The sequence below is a fragment of the Paenibacillus sp. B2(2019) genome (genome assembly GCF_008370385.1).
In the GTDB taxonomy this organism is placed as follows: Bacteria; Bacillota; Bacilli; order Paenibacillales; family Paenibacillaceae; genus Paenibacillus_AQ.
In genome coordinates, this window is sequence record NZ_VTZR01000008.1 from 77,280 (window position 1) to 94,068 (window position 16,789).

The window sequence follows — 16,789 nt, forward strand, 5'->3', positions numbered from 1 at the left end:
GGAGGGGGAGCATGAGTGAGACGGAGGTTATCAATCGCAAAATCCTGGAGCTTCTTCAAAAAGGTGAACTCGATAGAGGTACAGCCTTAACTATGCTGAAAAAGATGGCTCCAGTTAACCGTGACATTGCGATTATCGGTCTGGCTTGTAAACTGCCGGGTGCTGACCATCCACAGCAATTCTGGAGCAACATGGAGAATGGTATCTCCTCGGTTGTTCCTTTCCCGAAAAGCAGAAAGCAGGACATGGATGTCTTCCTTCCGGAGCATCTACGTGGCAGTGATCCTTATTTCAGTGGTGGATATTTAGAGAATCTGGATCAATTTGATGCTGAATTCTTCCGGATTCCTTCGAAAAAAGCAGAGAGCATAGATCCCTATCAAAGACTCTTTCTAGAAACAGCCTATGAAGCGCTCGAAGAGGGGGGATATGGGGGAACAAAGCTCCATGGCAGTAAGACTGGTGTATATGTTGGCAATGATCATACCCATCGAATGTTGTTTTCTTACTTGGATGTTCAAAGAACAAGGGATGCAGATACGCTCTTAGGCTCATGGACAGGAATTCTGGCCAGTCGGATCTCAAATTATTTGAATCTTAACGGTCCTAGTCTAGTTGTGGATACCGGTTGTTCTTCCGGCATGGCAGCCGTACATACGGCCTGCCAAGCCATTCGGAATAAAGAATGCACTATGGCCATTACGGGTGGTATTAATCTCTTTCTGTATCCTATCGTTCAGAACAGCATGCTTGAGACTAGCAAAGATACTACGCGAGTCTTTGACCGCAGTCCTGGAGGGGTAACCTGGGGAGAAGGAGTAGTAGTTCTCTTATTGAAGCCCCTGCAGAAGGCCGTACAGGATAGGGATCACATTCATGCCATCATAAAGGGCAGTGCTCTCAGTAATAATGGAAGCACAAGTAAACTGGCGGAAATGAGCGCAGAGGGAATCCGAAATGCAATTACTGATGCTTGGGAAGATGCCAAGATAGATCCTGAAACGATTACCTATTTAGAGGCACACGGACTCGCGACAAAGCTTGGCGATTCGATAGAGCTTAGCGGAATCACTTCTGCTTTCAGAACACGGACAGATAAGAAACAGTTCTGTGCGATAGGCTCTACGAAAGGAAACATTGGTCATCTGGTTGCCGGTTCAGGTGTTGCCTCCTTGCTCAAGGTGATCGGTGCACTTAAGCACAAGACGCTACCTCCAAGCGGCGGCTTTCAAGAGCCAAATCCCTTTATCCCATTTGTTCAGTCTGCCGTTTATGTGAATGATCGAAAGGTAGCTTGGGAGGTTGAAGGCACTCCGAGAAGAGCGGGAATCAATTCTTATGGCTATAGCGGAACCAACTGTCATCTAATTGTGGAGGAAGCTTTCAGTGACAATGGCAGCAAAGAGGTTGCGGTCTCCAAAACAACTTCGCCAGAGAAGGAACAGCGTCTGAAAATGCATATCTTCACACTTTCAGCCACTAACGAGACTTCGCTGATCCGATTGGTGAACGCGTATATCTCCTGGATTGAGGATCACCCTTCAAGCGCTATAGGAGACTTATGCCATACAGCCAATACAGGGAGAGGTCAGCATGAGTACCGTTTGGCTATTCCAGTTACGAGCCTAGAGGAACTGCTTATCCGTCTTCAGGAGATCATCAGCAGTGGCATAAGGTATTTACGGGATAAGGGAATATACGCAGCAGGATCATCTGACACTGCGATCACCGAAAGCCAGAGGAGAAAACAATCGGAGACAGCAAACCTGCTTCTCCAAGCAGCATTGCAGGATAGAAAGGCACCCGTAGAACAGACGGAAATTGCGCGGGAGATCTGCCAATTATTCGTTAACGGAGCCGTACTGGACTGGAAGCTATGGTATAAGGATTCAAGCTGGAACAAGCTGAGCGTGCCGGTGTATCCCTTTAACCGTACTCGCCACTGGGCTCAATAATCAATTATCTAAGAGGAGTGAGAGTTAATGATATTGGAACTGAATGGCATCGTAAAACGCTACCAGAATAAAACGGCTGTAAATCAAGTAAGTCTGACGGTAAAAGAAGGCGAAATCTTCGGTCTGCTAGGCCCGAATGGTGCAGGGAAGACAACTTTGATTAGTACTATTTGTGGATTGAGTGATCCTGAGGAAGGCGAGATTCTTCTGTTTGGCAAAACGATGAAATCCGCAGGAACGGAAATCAAAAAGCAAATCGGTGTTGTTCCGCAGGATATTGCCGTAATCCAAGGGCTGACTGCCTACGAGAATGTAACGTTTTTCGGCAAGCTTTATGGATTGAAAGGAAAGCTTCTTAAGGAAAGGGTAGAAGAAGCATTAAATTTCACAGGATTATGGGACCGCAGAAAGGATAAGCCGGGCAAATATTCAGGAGGCATGCAGCGCCGATTAAATATTGCTTGTGCGATCGTACACCAGCCGAAGCTGATTATTATGGATGAACCCACGGTTGGCGTAGATCCCCAGTCCAGAAATCATATTCTCGAATCTATCTGCGAATTAAACCGGAGAGGCTCCACTATCATTTATACCTCCCATTACATGGAGGAGATTGAGGAGATTTGCAGCTCCATTGCCATTATGGATGAAGGTCGTTTAATCGCTTGCGGCACTAGTGAAGAACTAAAGGAACAAATTGCGAATGAGGAAAAGACTTTTATCGAAGTGGCTGCGACGAGTCAAATGTATGCAGACAGTCTGAAGAATGTAGAAGGCGTAACTGAGTGCTTGGTAGATGAGAACAGGATTACAGTCGTTTCGACAAAAGGCAGCAATAACTTGACCCGTATGATTGAACGGTTAACCAGCGCACACGCCGAGATTATTACCATAGGTGTTGAGCGACCTAGCCTGGAAAGCGTCTTTCTTACTCTAACCGGAAGGACCCTTCGGGATTAGGAGGTACCTTATGAACATTTTATATATCGCGTATTACACGATCATCACGAACGTTAGGGATTACCGGACGTTTGTCAAAAGATTGTTTATGCCGCTGCTGATCACACTAATTCTAGGAACCGCGCTGCAAGGGGTTTTTGAGCCAACTAAGCTGGAGAAGACCTCCGTCGTATACTACAACGCGGATGCAGGGGATGTCTCCCGTAATTTCGATGAGTTTCTTAAGCTCGAAGCGATCACCACATTGCTTAACGTCAAAGAGGTGAAGAGTGAAGAGGAAGGGATGACGAGCGTAAAAGATGGCGATGCTTCCGCATTCATCTATCTGAATCAGGATTACTCGAAGGCGATTATGGATAAGAAAAAGAGCGCTATCTCTATCTATAGCAATAACGTGAAGAACAGCCGGGTAACGATTGTACAGAACATTGTCGACAGCTTTATCATCGGTGCTAATACTACAGAGGCACTTGCTAAGCTGGATTCCAAAATGAATTATGATGCCAAGTCTGGAGGGATAGAAGAGGTTCCCGTTTCTGTTGGTGGTAAGACACCGGGATCTATGGACTATTATGCAGTAACCATGCTCATGCTTACCCTGATGGCAGGGGCATTATACGGTAGTGATGAGATGTCACAGGACTTCACAGGCGCGCTTGGACGTAGGCTTCGCAGTTCGCCGATGAGACCTATGCAGCATTTTGTGGGTAAGATCATCGGTTGTGTCACCCTATTGTTCGTGCAGGCTATGATCGTCTACTTCTTTACTAAAGTAGCATTTGATGCGAACTGGGGAGCAAATCCAGGAATGATTATGCTGGTGGTGCTGACACTGGCCGTGCTTTCAACTGCCTTGGGAGTTATGATCAGCATGTTGTCTAAGGATCAGGCACGCTCTACATCTATTCTAAATATGCTGGTGCCGATCATGACTTTTATTGGTGGAGGATATGTCAAGCTAGACCTTGAGCAGCTCATGTATTTATCGCCTAATTATTTAGGGCAGACGATTATTTTCAATAATATTTATGGAGGTACAATAGGTTCGGCCTCATGCTTTATTGCCTTATGGACCATTATTGCGGTAATCTTTATCATTTCCGGATGGGGAGCTAGGAGGAAGTTAGCATGATTATATTCCAAAATAATCTCAAGCGGTTGTTCAAGAAGAAGGGTAAGCTTATCACCATGTTGGTTATACCTATTGTGTTCACAATGATTATTATCGGAGGTTCCGTACAGCAGAGTAAATATAAGGTTGGTATTGCCGACGAGGATAAGACGCCTTACACTCAAATGATTCAAGACAAATTATCGAAGGACAGTCGGTTGATTGTACTGAAGAAAGAGGATATACAGGATCAATTAATTAATAACAAGATTGATTACGCGATTCAAATCGATCAAGGGCTCACGGAAAAATTGATTCAAGGGCAGGACGCCAAGATTAAGACCTTTAGTGTGGAGGAATCCGATGCGACGCTCCCCATCAAAATGGATATTCAAAGTTTTACTAATGCTGCTGCAAATATAGGGAAATCCTCTGGAGGGAGCAGCGAGAGCTTTTATGAGGGATTAAAGCTCTATCAGAACGGAAGCTTCACTTCCGAACTAAAGGTCATCGAAGACAAGGGGCGGGACCTCAGTCAATCGTTGCGAGCCTTGGGATTTCTGGTCATGAGCATGGTATTCTTGATTACAACTTCTACAACGATGATTATCGAAGATAAGACCTCGGGTGTATACAAGCGTCTCTTGTATTCACCCATGAAACAGAAGAGCTACATGCTTCAGAATATTCTGAGTTTCTTGGGCTTATCGGTCTTCCAGATTCTTATTGTGTTTTATGTCATGATTAAGGGCTTCAAGCTTGATATGGGAACGCATCTCGTAACACTAATCCTTTTCTTTATGTTATTCTCGCTAGTATGCATCTCCATGGGTGTACTAGTCAGCAGCTTCTCGTCAACAACCAGGCAGGCCAATGCGTTAATCGGTTTGATTAATGTTCCTATTTGTATGCTGGGTGGATGCTTCTGGCCAAGAGAAATGATGCCTTCTGTACTGAAAGGAATCAGTGAGTTTGTTCCGACGACCTGGATCCTTATCGCAGCGGAGAAAATTCTGAACGGCAAAGGTTTCTCTTCCCTTTATCTGGAGACGGGGGTATTGCTATTGTTCTTCCTATTGCTCTTCTTGTTAAGCAGTATTCGTAAGCCGAGAATCGTATAAATAAGCTAATCGAATATGCTGGAAAAGGGCCGTGCTCTAATGTGAATGATGTTCACTTTAGAGCACGGCCTTAATCTATTTTTTCTCTATGAATCTATCTTAATGTATAATTCTATCATATTTTGTATATAATGCATGTGTTGCTTATTCAAAATATAATAGACAAGGGTAGGTGAGGAGATTGATCTCGGATAAGAAACAATCCCTGATATTTATTGCCATTGTATGGGCCATGGCGCTTGGCATGCTGCTGCTCCCGGATTCATTACAAGGCATATACGGGTATACTCCGTTTTTTGCGGTGTGTATCATGATGTTTCTCGTTGTAAGGGATGGATACAGTTCAGCAGGCTGGAGAAGGCTGGGCTTTAAATTTAGAGGAGGACAAGAGTACATATTGGCTTTGCTCATTCCCTTATTTTCACTGGGAGCGGGCTATGCAGTTTATTGGAGTGGATGGAAATCAGGCTTGATTTCTCCCGATTCATGGATCGAGACGGGTGTTTACTTGGCTGTGTATATTGTGCTTGGTTCGCTGTCCGCCTTGGGAGAAGAAATAGGCTGGCGAGGCTGGCTCCTCCCGCGTTTTCAGTGGATGGGCAGAGTGAGCTCAAGTATAACAATGGGCTTCATTTGGGCATTATGGCATTACCCGGCAATTCTTGGCCCTCGTGCTTATCATTCTTCAGGGAACCGTTATATTGTAGTAGGCTTGTTCACCCTATCTGTTGTTTTTGCAGGAATCGTTATAAATGAATTACGCCTGACCTCAGGCAGTATCTGGCCGGCTGTACTTTTACATGGAACTAATAATGCTGTAGACAGCGTGTTTCGTAATATTTCATCTACTTCGTCACCAATGCTGGAATATATTGCGGGGGAGAGTGGGATAGTCCCCGTTATCATATACGGCGCTACGGCCATCTGGATACTTAATCACAACCGAAGAAAGAAGCGGCAAGCAGCTACATCCGATCTGATGATTTAACGAGCTTTGGATAAACGTAAAAGAATGGCGGGAGATTGCAATAAGGTTTTCGGTGTGAAGCAGCTACTTCTATCATATGATAACGGTATAACACTGCTCATTGAAAAGGAAGTGAGTGTATGCCTAGTTTATCGGATGAGGAGGAGCTGGGTGAGTACCAAGGAGATCTGGAGGATCTATCTACCCGGGAATTATTAGTAGGCACCCGCATGAAGATGGTTTACTCGCTAGTATTACAAATGCTGGGGAAATCACTATTTATGAATCGTCAGAATAATAGTCTCCCACAGGACTACTTGGAGGCTCATCCATCTAAGAAGGATGAGTTGAACGTCAGAGAACCCTAAGCCACAGTAAGCGTCATATTTTTCCTAGTCTTCATTATAGGAAAGGTGGCGCTTTTTTTAATATAAGCATTCTTATACTGTGCACTATTATCTTCATGTAGTTTCTTGTATTTTGAACTATAAGGAATAATATGGGTTAGGGTATATTATTTTCAAAATAATTGTTTTAAAATGGTAAAGTGGTTATTTTCTCAAGGGTGAGGGATCGAATGGAACAACTGAGGGAGAATGTTGAGGCTGAACTACGGGAATTACTCAAAAAATACTTTTTAGTAGGATACCTACATGAGACAGCTGTAGCTTTTCTGGAAGTGAAGTTGAAAGAAACCTTATTGTTCAGCAAGTTATGTGTCATTCACTACCGGATGTTTGCTGGTGAACAGACAGATATTTATCGTGCAGCCGCATCCATTGAGTTAATGATACTCGGACTGGACATTATTGATGATTTGCAGGATCAGGATCAACCCTCCACCATATGGTGCCAGACGCCACCTGAGATCTCCTTAAACATAGCGATAGGCTTCCTTACGCTGGCACATCAAGGTTTACTCGATTGTGACTTTCCGCAGGACAGGCTAATGAAGGCATCCGAAATTATGAATCGGCAGATGCTTACGGCCATCAATGGTCAGACCCTAGACCTTATGAATGAATCCAAGAACGAAGAAGAATACATAAGCATAATTGAACAAAAGTCTTCGGCACTGCTTATTTCTGCCTGTATGATAGGCGTTATTCTCGCTTGCGGGGATTGGAACGAAAAGGTAGCGGTTTATATCAATGAAGTGGGCATTGCTGCTCAAATGAAGAATGATCTCCGTGATTTGCTAAACTGGGAAGAGAAAAATGACTTTTTGCATCGCAAGAGAACAGTGCCTACCTTATATTTACTGAAAATGGCTGCTAATGAGGAACAGGATTGGTTGATTGATTATTTTAACGGTAAAGGCACAACAGAAGGGATATTAAGCCGTAGGCAGGAGATCGAGCAGATTTGTAATGATTCTGGTACGTTGTTGTATTCGTCCGCTCGGATGCGTACACATTATTACAAATTTCTAGAACTCGTGGATCAGATGGAACTGGAAGCCCATTGGAAAGAGCTTTTACTTCTTCAGTTAAAATAATTACACAAGCTTCCTCACCGAGACCGCAAGTCCACGCAAGTGTAACCGCAATTAAAAACTGCGGTAAATATCAATCACATTGTCGTTTTACATCCCTATTTCTATTGATATATTGAGAGCAAGAAGAAAAAAGGGAGGAATTAACAATGTTGAAAGAATGGATCCGAGTTTTGTTAGAAGAGCCAATGAAGGTTAATGAGCTTCTGTCGGGAAAACTGCAACTTGCTGGTATGCCAGCTGCTGAGCAGCTAGCTTTAAAGGATACATTTCTTCGTAAGAATAGTAAGAGTGATGAATTCATAACGGATGCCTGGTTCTAAAACATTAAGATCAATTCGGGGGACCTCAAATGTCAGCTAAAATTCGTAATTACATCATAGCGGGATTGATTTGTTTGTTTTCTTTTCTTTTGATTCACTCTGTACAAGTAATATACTCTAATGTACTGCTCGGAGTGGGAATAGAGAAGAATACAGAGGGACAATATGTTATCTCTGAAATCAGCGCGGCTGAGGAAGGCTATAAACAGAATTTACGATTAGGAGATATCATAGTTCAGGTCAATGGTGTAGACGTCGAACTAGCGGATAAAGTGGTGCGGTATAATGTCCTGGCGCAGGTCCAATCAGTGGATATTATCCGCACCTCAAACGAAGGAAACTCCATTCATATGCATGTCAATATAAAGAATGAGTATTCACTTTATCACAAGTTTACACAGCTTGTAGTCCCTGGAGTAACGTTACTTTTTCTAATGATATTAAGTCTCTTTTTGTATCGCAAAAGGGCAGGAGAACGTTCGGCTGAATTGTTAATTTTATTTTTTTTGATGGTGAGCGTAACTTACTTTGCGGGTTATGCCTCAAGCAGATCAGATCTCATCGGTAGGATCACTTTAAGTTGTATGCTGCCTTTAATTCCGGTGGTGTTTATCCACTTTCTCCAAGTTTATCTGAAGCGGTTTAATATCCAATTTATATCTACTTTTCTACTCAAGGTATACTATGGATTAGTCATTCTTCTAAGTATACTTACAACCTTTAGTTTAGTCATATATTCGTGGGATAGATCTTTATATTCCTTTATGCGTCTGTTTGTTATCGGGTTCTTTGTGGTTGGCATCCTATACAGCATATTTAAGCTGTTATCTCTATATATCAATAATCGGAAATCAGCATTTAAATCTATGTTCAAAATTATGCTTACCGGACACGTTCTTGCGTTTACACCGTTTGTTCTCTTCTCTGCTGTACCCATTGTTTTTGGGGTTAGCTTGATTCCTTTCGAGGTCACCACGATCTTCTTATTTTTGATGCCGGTTACCTATTTTTATCTGCTAACTGCTAAACAACTATTTGATATTGATTTTGCTTTTAATCGCTTTAAATATTATCTGTTAATTGCCTTTCTTCCAGCACTAATGATTGTAGCTGTACTTGCGATCATACAGAGTAGGCAAGAGTATGATTGGATCAAATGGGTTCAGATGTTCTTGGTGGTTTATTTATCGATTACGGCCTTCTTATTTTTCAAGGAGAAAATAGATTATTATTTCCGACCTAGGCTTTTTCGTGAACTTTATCATTATCAAGGCAGTCTGGAGAGATTCTCCAAGCAAATTTCCAAAGTGATGAAGCGATCTGATTTGGAGGCTGCACTTTACAAGGAAATCAATGAGATTCTACCGGTTAATCGGTCGGCTTTTTTTGAGATAGATGAGGATTTGAGTAATCTCGCACAAATCGTGGACAATTCGGAACAAGAGATCAATATACAATTTGTTTCGATATCTCCAGTTCTTAAAGTAGGCGAAGTAGTCCAGCTTCAGCAGGGGATAGCACTCGTAATCGGCCGTCACAAAAAGAAATTCCACCTTTTATGGATTGATCATAAGAAGAATCACACCAAGTTTAATACAGATGAACTAAATTGGTTAAATACCATTGCAAACTATGCAAGCATTGTCTATGAGAATTTATATTTGATAGAAGGTCTGATTGAAGACCTTGAAGCTGAAATGAAAAAAGATCAACATGCGGCACCATGGGTTCTTCGTCTGATCTTTAACCTATCTGAGAATGAACGAAGAAAGCTGGCGGCGGATTTACATGATTCTGCGCTTCAGGATCAACTCATTTGGCTTCGTAGACTTGAAACGCTAATCTCGGATCATGTTATTCCCAATGAAATCCTACCTGAGTTGCTTCAAATTAAAGAAGGTTTATTAGATGTTATCCATCAAATTCGTGAGACCTGCAATGAGCTACGCCCGCCACTACTAAGAGAGACTGGAATCGTCAAGGCACTAGAAATTTTGTTTGAATATGCTCAGTTACAGTCCAATTATATTATTACCTTTAAATCAAGCCCAATAGGGGCGCTAAGCGAAGATCTAGTGATTGCCCTTTATCGAATTGTACAGGAACTTCTGAGAAATGCCGGAAAGCACGCCAAAGCGAATCAGATTGAGATTGAGCTTGACCAGCAAGAGCAACTCTATTTCCGTTACAAGGATGATGGAGTAGGCATGAATATCTTAGATATTAAAGAATCTTTTCAGCATATGGGTCTGTCCGGAATTAAAGAGCGTGTAGCAAGCTTAGAAGGAGAGTGCCTGTTTAACTCGGAGAAGGGTAAAGGGCTGGAGGTCATTATTTATTTACCGACAACAGCTTTTGCGGAAGGAAAGAACAGAGGAGGCGATGACGATGATACGTATCTTGTTGGTTGATGATCATCCTTCAGTAGGAGAAGGGACTAAAAATATGATTGAGCAGGATGCTGATATGGAGGTTACCTTTGTTTTGTCAGCAATAGAAGCTTTCGATATGCTGGAGAAGCAAGAATTTGACGTGATCTTATGCGATCTTAACATGCCTACGATCAGCGGACTTGAATTCACCAAAAGAGCTGTTCAGCTTGATCCTGAATCAAAAGTGGTGATTTATACCGGATATGAAATCAGTGCACATTATAACCTGTTGATGGAGTCAGGGGTTACAGGATTTATCTCTAAGACTGCATCCAGAGAACAATTATTAAATACGATACGCTGCGCTCTGAGGAATGAGGCTGTCATACCGGTTTCTTTACTCAAACAGCTTCGAAGAAATGATATTAAAATATCGGGCAATCGTGATAATCAGTTAATTGAAGAAGTGTCCATTAATCAAAGGGAACAGGAAATACTCCAGGAAGTAGCCAGTGGAAAAAGCAATAAGGACATAGCCAGCAAGCTCTTAATGTCACAAAGAACTGTGGAGTATAACCTGACGAGAATCTTTGAGAAGCTGAGTGTACATTCCAGATCCGAAGCAATTGTGGAGGGAAAGCGGCTCGGACTTGTTAGATCGGAGCAATTTTGATTTTTGTGTGTCATTACCTGTAATCAAAGCTTCAGAGCCATTCAGATAAGCCTATTTACATTTCCAAAACATGAAGGAGAGCACTCATTATGATAGACATGGACAAAATATATTTGATCACAGATATCCCCGGTTATTCGCCGCAAATTAGTCGCCTTTTATCCATGATGAATTATGCAAGACATACCACATTAGCGGCAGTTAAAGACTTAAGTGTAGAGCAGCTTGACTATTTATTGGATTCGGAGAGCAACTCTATAGGAGCATTATTATTACATTACGCTGCTGTAGAGTATGCGTATCAAGTTGCGACATTTGAGGGAAGAGACTTATCCGAAGAAGAGTTAGCGACATGGGGGCCGGCACTGAACTTAGGGGATGAAGGCAGGGCGATGATTAAAGGACATGATCTTAGCTATTATTTAGATCGTTTAAATGAAGTAAGGGAAAAAACATATGAATGGTTCGCAACCGTCGATGATGACTGGTTATATACAGAAGAGGAATTCTGGCATAACAAACAGGCGAATTACTACTTCATGTGGTTTCATGTATTCGAAGATGAAATTAATCACAGAGGCCAAATTAGATTGATACGAAAAAGAGCGCTAGCTTAAAGAAAGAAGGAGCATGATTGCTGTTCATGCAGAATCATATTACGCGGGACAAGACAACCTCAGTTATTGAAGGTTGTTTTTTTATATGCAAATCATGAAAGTTTTCAGTTCATTATCAGTTCACATAAATTTGTTAGGATAGGCAACATCAAAGGAAGAGATAAAGAGCGTGACCCAGGAGAGGAAGAGATCGGAATGAACATATTAGAGGTTAAGAATGTTAAAAAATCGTATACTTTGTATGGTAAGGAAAAGGTTCCAGTACTCCATGATGTGAATTTAAGCTTTGAGACAGGTGAATTTGTCTCCATCCTTGGTGAGTCTGGTTGCGGTAAGTCCACACTAATGAATATCATTGGTGGAATGGACTCTGATTATGAGGGCGATGTCCTTGTTCGCGGGAAGAACCTAAGCAAGATGACCGAAAAGGAAATGGATGACTATCGCAAAAACAACATCGGCTTCGTATTTCAAAACTTCAATCTGATTCCACACTTATCAGTCTTGGAAAATGTTACGGTTGCGATGCAGATGACGAATACAAGCGAGAAGGAACGTAATAAGCGTGCTATAGAGATTTTGACTGAGGTAGGATTAAAGGATCATCTGAAAAAACGTCCGAATCAACTGTCCGGTGGACAGAAGCAACGGGTATCCATTGCACGCGCATTGTCGAACAATCCAGATATTATACTGGCAGATGAACCTACGGGTGCGTTGGATAAAGATACAGGTGATCAAATCTTAGTTTTGTTGGACAGCATAGCGAAAAGAGGAATCTTGGTCATTACCGTGACCCACTCGCAGAAAGTAGCTGATTACGGTAGCCGTATCGTTAAGCTTGAAGAGGGATTGGTGAAAGACGATATTCATTTGAAGGAACGTTCCATGGCTACCTACGATGGGGGAGAGGGTTCGGCCCGAAACCTCAGCTTAATGGCTTCTTTCAAAATGGCTCTTCAAAATATGAAGCTTAACGCCAAACGTAATGTATTGGTAGCATTGGGTGGATCGATAGGTATTTTAAGTGTACTCTTGATGCTTTCCTTAGGAAATGGGATTACGAGCTATATTAATAATGAAATAAATTCAAGTATGGACCCTTTACTGGTGGATATTACTAAGCCAAATCCAGAAGCTAAGGACATGAAGGGCCCAGAAGCGATGATGTTACCCGGCGTTACGTTTACAAAGGCCGATGTTGAAACGATTCGTAACCTTCCAAATGTAGATCATGTAGAGACCATAACAACCATTACAGGCAAATCTACCACGGTTTTTGGGGAACAAACGAGTAGTCTTACACAATTAACCACCTTAAACGATACGTTTGATAAAGCGACGATTAAAGCAGGGGCTTTACCGAAAGAAAATGAAGTATTATTACCAACGAAAATAGCGAGTCAATTAAGTGGAAATGACCAACCGAATGCTATGGTAGGGAAGTCTATTCATCTGTATATTAATGAAATGGATGCTCAACATAAACCGATAACGTTGGAAAAAGAAATCACGGTCTCTGGTGTTTATGAAGCCACTGATCCAAGAGCGCAAATGTCACCAACAGGATATATTCCAACACAGACACTGGAGCAAATGTATACTGATAAAGGGATTACCATTGGCCCGATTCAGGTTAATGCTTTTGCAACGGATATGAAATATGTGAATGATATTAATAAAGCGGCTGTTGATGCGGGCTTCTCGGGCTCCCAAACGGCAAAAATCATGGAGCGTATCACGACTTATGTGGATATGGCTACGATCGTTCTATCTGGTATTGCAGGGATTTCGCTCATCGTATCAGGGATTATGATATTGGTTGTACTTTACATTAGTGTAGTGGAACGGACTAAAGAAATTGGGATCCTTCGTGCGATTGGAGCAAGAAAGAAAGATATCAAGCGAATATTCTTTTCCGAATCCGCATTATTGGGTATATTTAGTGGTGTCTTCGCAATAATCTTTGCAGCTATTATTAGCTTTGGTTTAAATATACTTCTGGAAAATGCTTTTGGCGTAAAGCTTATTAACTTATCTGGATCTTATATCGTATTCGGATTAGTTGTAAGTACAGGGATTAGTATTGTCGCTGGTTTGATGCCTTCATCGAAGGCTGCCAAGCTCGATCCAATGGAATCTCTGCGATACGAATAAATACAATGTTGGAAAGGAAATTGATGTATGAGCACAATTCTAGTGGTTGATGATGATTCCCATATCCGCAAATTAATACGATTATATCTTGAAAAAGATCAGTTTTCCGTAGTGGAAGCGGAAGATGGTCAAATAGCATTAGACATTCTAGCTCATACAAAAATTGATTTAGCGATTGTGGATGTGATGATGCCGCATATTGATGGTATTGAACTGACAGAAGATATTCGATCTTATATTGATATGCCGATCCTAATGGTTACAGCCAAAGGAGAGTCTAAGGATAAAGTCAGAGGATTTAATGCGGGGTCAGATGATTATTTAGTAAAGCCGTTTGATCCCATTGAATTGGTACTGCGTGTGAAATCTTTATTAAAGAGATATCATGTAACCCCTTCGAATGTTATTCAATTAGGGGGAGTAACGATTGATCTAGGGAATTTAACAGTCGCTAATGCCGATCAAATGGTTGAATTGAAAAAGAAGGAATGTGAATTGCTGTTTGCTTTGGCGGGTTCGCCAAGGCAAATATTCACCCGCACTCAGCTAATAGAGAATATATGGGGAATGGATTATGAAGGCGATGAGCGGACGGTTGATGTGCATATCAAACGATTGAGAGAACGTCTTGAACCCATCCCACAGTTCATTATTTCTACGGTAAGAGGACTTGGATATCGTCTGGAGCTAGCCTAGATGGTGAGAAAAAGTCTGCGTCTTCGAATCGTCGTTACGTTCATTGGTATTGTTTTAGTCAGTTTAATTATTTCCTTTTTTCTTTTTATGCAGTTTTCAGAAAAAAATAATACCCCAAACCATATGTTTATTAATATTGCTAAAGATATAGCAAAGGTGACAAATCTGATAGATGATCCGGAAAAAGTAAACGCATTTGCAGATCTGCTTAATCGATTTGGTATAGATATAGCGGTTGTTAATGAGCCAAGTGAATCTATTTTTTCTTTAGACAAGGAGAAAGTTGCTATCTTATTCAATTCCAACACAACCGATGCGGTCTTTCTATCGGGTAGGGGTGGACTTGCTATCGTAGGGGTTCCTAAGATAGATGATGGAAAAGGTGCTTTCATTATTAAGATTGATTTTTCATCGACTGTAAGAGGCTTGAGAATTACGCTTCTGTTTACACTATTAGCTGTACTAATCATCGGAAGCTTGCTTATCTTGTTCATGTCCAGGTATATTGTGAAGCCTATTAAGAAGCTAACTGTTGCAGCGAAGGAAATGGCGTCAGGTAATTTATCTGTCCGATTGACTTATCGTAATAAAGATGAATTTGGTGAACTGATGGAGAGCTTTAATCGTATGGCAAGTGAGCTGCAGAAAATGGACTCAGTTCGTGATGATTTTGTCAGCAATGTTTCTCATGAAATGCAGTCACCACTTACATCGATTAGAGGATTTACAAGAGCGCTGCAAGACGGTGTCATTCCATTAGAAGAACAAAAAGAGCATCTGGATATTATCTATGAGGAAACCTTACGCCTATCTAGGCTTAGTGATAATCTGCTCCGATTAGCCTCACTCGATTCGGAACACCATCCGGTTAATCCCACCACATTCCAATTAGACGAACAATTAAGAAGAACGATCGTATTAGCGGAACCACAGTGGGCACGGAAAGATATTATGATTGAATTGGATTTATTGCCTTGCGAGATCACGGTAGATAAAGATTTATTTGATCAGGTCTGGCAGAACTTAATAAATAATGCTATAAAATATACGGGGCAAGACGGTACCATTCATGTTGAAATTGAGATGAACGCGCAATTTGTGAAGGTATATATTAAAGATTCTGGTAAAGGCATTCCTGAGGAAGCACTTCCGCTTATCTTTGATCGATTTTATATGGTGGAGAAAGCGCGTAGCAGCGCTCTTAAAGGGAATGGACTTGGACTTTCCATTGTAATGAAGATTCTGAAAATACATGATTGTAATATTGATGTGGAGAGTAAAGTTGGAGAAGGAACCCAGTTTGTTGTAACGATTCCTAGAACCTAAACCACATGAATAGTTAATGGGCTAAAGCTAAAGGCAAACTTTGAGGGGGATGATGATGCAAGATCTAAATCCTATCTATTTACGCGAATTGAATCATACGGACTGGAAAGATGTTCATGCGTATTGTTCACAGGATCGTGTGTGCCGTTTTCAAGCCTGGGGTCCAAATACTGCTGATCAAACTCGTTCATTTGTGAGCCAGGCACTAGATGACTCTCAAAAAGTTCCCAGAACTCGGTTCGCGCAAGCCATAGTTGCAGTAGGAACTGAAAATTTGATCGGCATGGTTGAATTAAATATTAGAAGCCATACGGACAGAAGCGGTGAAATCGGCTATATTGTCCATCCTGATGTCTGGGGACAGGGAGTCGCTACAGCAGCAGCCGGACTAATGTTGAAGTTTGGTTTTGAAGAACTGCATCTACATCGAATATACGCGACCTGTGACCCTCGGAATAGTGGATCATCCAAGGTGCTCACCAAGATTGGCATGACCTATGAAGGCAGATTAAGAGATGCTTTACTCATAAAAGATGGATGGCGAGATTCTTTAGTGTTTAGTGTATTGGAGCAAGAATGGGATAAGGAAGTGCGCTAAAATAAAGTCTTGCTTCTAAATGTCTAGTTCATTACAATATAAGTATTCGCTTATATAAGTGTTGAAAGGAGGAGAAGTATGGATGCAGTCACTGACGGATATTGCAGATGATTTGAAGCTCTTAGGAGATAAGACGCGACTGGCCATGCTTTCACTTTTGAAAGAACGGGAATGGTGCGTGTGTGAATTCCTTGATATTTTTGATATATCCCAGCCGGCGATCAGTCAGCATCTACGGAAATTGAAGAATCGAGGGATCGTGAAAGAAAGCAAACGAGGGCAGTGGGTGCATTATTCATTAAATGTCGAGGATAAACCACATCTTAAGGCTGTTCTTCAACAAATGCCCAGCTCAGCCGTGATATTGGCTAGTTTGAATAAAGAAGTTAAAGCACCGTGCTGCGACTAAAATATAGTT

The 16,789-nt window shown here is 41.6% G+C and carries 16 protein-coding genes; all 16 read left to right on the forward strand.

What is annotated here, in order from left to right; all coding sequences use genetic code 11:
* The first annotated feature begins 11 nt into the window (after positions 1-11).
* The 16 genes from PAENI_RS07405 (at position 12) to PAENI_RS07475 (ending at position 16,780) form a co-directional block, all read left to right on the forward strand.
* Positions 12-1,955: a beta-ketoacyl synthase N-terminal-like domain-containing protein gene (locus tag PAENI_RS07405; RefSeq protein WP_149644846.1), complete on the forward strand. Its 1,944-nt coding sequence runs from the start codon at positions 12-14 to the stop codon at positions 1,953-1,955.
* Between the two features lie 27 nt (positions 1,956-1,982).
* Entirely contained in the window at positions 1,983-2,915 is a 933-nt protein-coding gene (locus PAENI_RS07410) for an ABC transporter ATP-binding protein (RefSeq protein WP_149644847.1), read from the forward strand.
* A 10-nt stretch (positions 2,916-2,925) separates the two neighbouring features.
* Entirely contained in the window at positions 2,926-4,047 is a 1,122-nt protein-coding gene (locus tag PAENI_RS07415; protein WP_042191990.1) for an ABC transporter permease, read from the forward strand.
* Positions 4,044-5,147 (forward strand): ABC transporter permease, encoded by a 1,104-nt coding sequence (locus tag PAENI_RS07420; protein ID WP_042191988.1) that lies wholly within the window; start codon positions 4,044-4,046, stop codon positions 5,145-5,147. The genes PAENI_RS07415 and PAENI_RS07420 overlap by 4 nt, the downstream gene beginning before the upstream one ends.
* 172 nt (positions 5,148-5,319) lie before the next feature.
* Positions 5,320-6,135, forward strand: a complete 816-nt coding sequence (locus PAENI_RS07425; protein WP_223178922.1) for a CPBP family intramembrane glutamic endopeptidase — start codon at positions 5,320-5,322, stop codon at positions 6,133-6,135.
* Positions 6,136-6,254: 119 nt separating this feature from the next.
* Complete coding sequence (locus tag PAENI_RS07430; RefSeq protein ID WP_042191987.1) at positions 6,255-6,482, forward strand: hypothetical protein; 228 nt, start codon at positions 6,255-6,257, stop codon at positions 6,480-6,482.
* 209 nt (positions 6,483-6,691) lie between these two features.
* A complete protein-coding gene (locus tag PAENI_RS07435) occupies positions 6,692-7,612 on the forward strand; it encodes a polyprenyl synthetase family protein (RefSeq protein ID WP_042191985.1) in 921 nt (306 codons plus the stop codon).
* Positions 7,613-7,758: 146 nt separating this feature from the next.
* Positions 7,759-7,932 carry a competence pheromone ComX gene (locus PAENI_RS31775; RefSeq protein WP_188114503.1) on the forward strand — a complete coding sequence of 58 codons (174 nt, stop codon included), beginning with the start codon at positions 7,759-7,761 and terminating at the stop codon, positions 7,930-7,932.
* A gap of 29 nt (positions 7,933-7,961) precedes the next feature.
* Entirely contained in the window at positions 7,962-10,343 is a 2,382-nt protein-coding gene (locus tag PAENI_RS07440) for an ATP-binding protein (RefSeq protein WP_149644849.1), read from the forward strand.
* Positions 10,321-10,977 carry a response regulator transcription factor gene (locus PAENI_RS07445; protein WP_042191982.1) on the forward strand — a complete coding sequence of 219 codons (657 nt, stop codon included), beginning with the start codon at positions 10,321-10,323 and terminating at the stop codon, positions 10,975-10,977. Before PAENI_RS07440 ends, PAENI_RS07445 begins: the two co-directional genes overlap by 23 nt.
* Before the next feature lie 89 nt (positions 10,978-11,066).
* Positions 11,067-11,594 carry a DinB family protein gene (locus PAENI_RS07450; protein WP_149644850.1) on the forward strand — a complete coding sequence of 176 codons (528 nt, stop codon included), beginning with the start codon at positions 11,067-11,069 and terminating at the stop codon, positions 11,592-11,594.
* 195 nt (positions 11,595-11,789) lie between these two features.
* The gene (locus PAENI_RS07455; protein WP_149644851.1) at positions 11,790-13,751 is read left to right on the forward strand and encodes an ABC transporter ATP-binding protein/permease; all 1,962 of its coding nucleotides are present in this window, start codon (positions 11,790-11,792) and stop codon (positions 13,749-13,751) included.
* A 27-nt stretch (positions 13,752-13,778) separates the two neighbouring features.
* Positions 13,779-14,447, forward strand: coding sequence for a response regulator transcription factor (locus PAENI_RS07460; RefSeq protein WP_042191977.1), 669 nt, complete (start codon positions 13,779-13,781; stop codon positions 14,445-14,447).
* A complete protein-coding gene (locus PAENI_RS07465; RefSeq protein ID WP_149644852.1) occupies positions 14,448-15,773 on the forward strand; it encodes a sensor histidine kinase in 1,326 nt (441 codons plus the stop codon). It abuts the gene before it with no gap.
* Between the two features lie 55 nt (positions 15,774-15,828).
* A complete protein-coding gene (locus PAENI_RS07470; RefSeq protein WP_316502760.1) occupies positions 15,829-16,371 on the forward strand; it encodes a GNAT family N-acetyltransferase in 543 nt (180 codons plus the stop codon).
* Positions 16,372-16,453: 82 nt separating this feature from the next.
* The gene (locus tag PAENI_RS07475; protein ID WP_149644853.1) at positions 16,454-16,780 is read left to right on the forward strand and encodes an ArsR/SmtB family transcription factor; all 327 of its coding nucleotides are present in this window, start codon (positions 16,454-16,456) and stop codon (positions 16,778-16,780) included.
* The last annotated feature ends 9 nt before the right edge of the window (positions 16,781-16,789 follow it).

Bases quoted from the DNA above. Each gene is read 5' to 3' on its own strand.
- PAENI_RS07445 (WP_042191982.1), top strand. From the start codon at position 10,321: ATGATACGTATCTTGTTGGTTGATGATCATCCTTCAGTAGGAGAAGGG.
- PAENI_RS07435 (WP_042191985.1), top strand. From the start codon at position 6,692: ATGGAACAACTGAGGGAGAATGTTGAGGCTGAACTACGGGAATTACTC.
- PAENI_RS07410 (WP_149644847.1), top strand. From the start codon at position 1,983: ATGATATTGGAACTGAATGGCATCGTAAAACGCTACCAGAATAAAACG.
- PAENI_RS07440 (WP_149644849.1), top strand. From the start codon at position 7,962: ATGTCAGCTAAAATTCGTAATTACATCATAGCGGGATTGATTTGTTTG.
- PAENI_RS07420 (WP_042191988.1), top strand. From the start codon at position 4,044: ATGATTATATTCCAAAATAATCTCAAGCGGTTGTTCAAGAAGAAGGGT.
- PAENI_RS07405 (WP_149644846.1), top strand. From the start codon at position 12: ATGAGTGAGACGGAGGTTATCAATCGCAAAATCCTGGAGCTTCTTCAA.
- PAENI_RS07470 (WP_316502760.1), top strand. From the start codon at position 15,829: ATGCAAGATCTAAATCCTATCTATTTACGCGAATTGAATCATACGGAC.
- PAENI_RS07460 (WP_042191977.1), top strand. From the start codon at position 13,779: ATGAGCACAATTCTAGTGGTTGATGATGATTCCCATATCCGCAAATTA.
- PAENI_RS31775 (WP_188114503.1), top strand. From the start codon at position 7,759: ATGTTGAAAGAATGGATCCGAGTTTTGTTAGAAGAGCCAATGAAGGTT.
- PAENI_RS07430 (WP_042191987.1), top strand. From the start codon at position 6,255: ATGCCTAGTTTATCGGATGAGGAGGAGCTGGGTGAGTACCAAGGAGAT.
- PAENI_RS07450 (WP_149644850.1), top strand. From the start codon at position 11,067: ATGATAGACATGGACAAAATATATTTGATCACAGATATCCCCGGTTAT.
- PAENI_RS07465 (WP_149644852.1), top strand. From the start codon at position 14,448: ATGGTGAGAAAAAGTCTGCGTCTTCGAATCGTCGTTACGTTCATTGGT.
- PAENI_RS07415 (WP_042191990.1), top strand. From the start codon at position 2,926: ATGAACATTTTATATATCGCGTATTACACGATCATCACGAACGTTAGG.
- PAENI_RS07455 (WP_149644851.1), top strand. From the start codon at position 11,790: ATGAACATATTAGAGGTTAAGAATGTTAAAAAATCGTATACTTTGTAT.
- PAENI_RS07475 (WP_149644853.1), top strand. From the start codon at position 16,454: ATGCAGTCACTGACGGATATTGCAGATGATTTGAAGCTCTTAGGAGAT.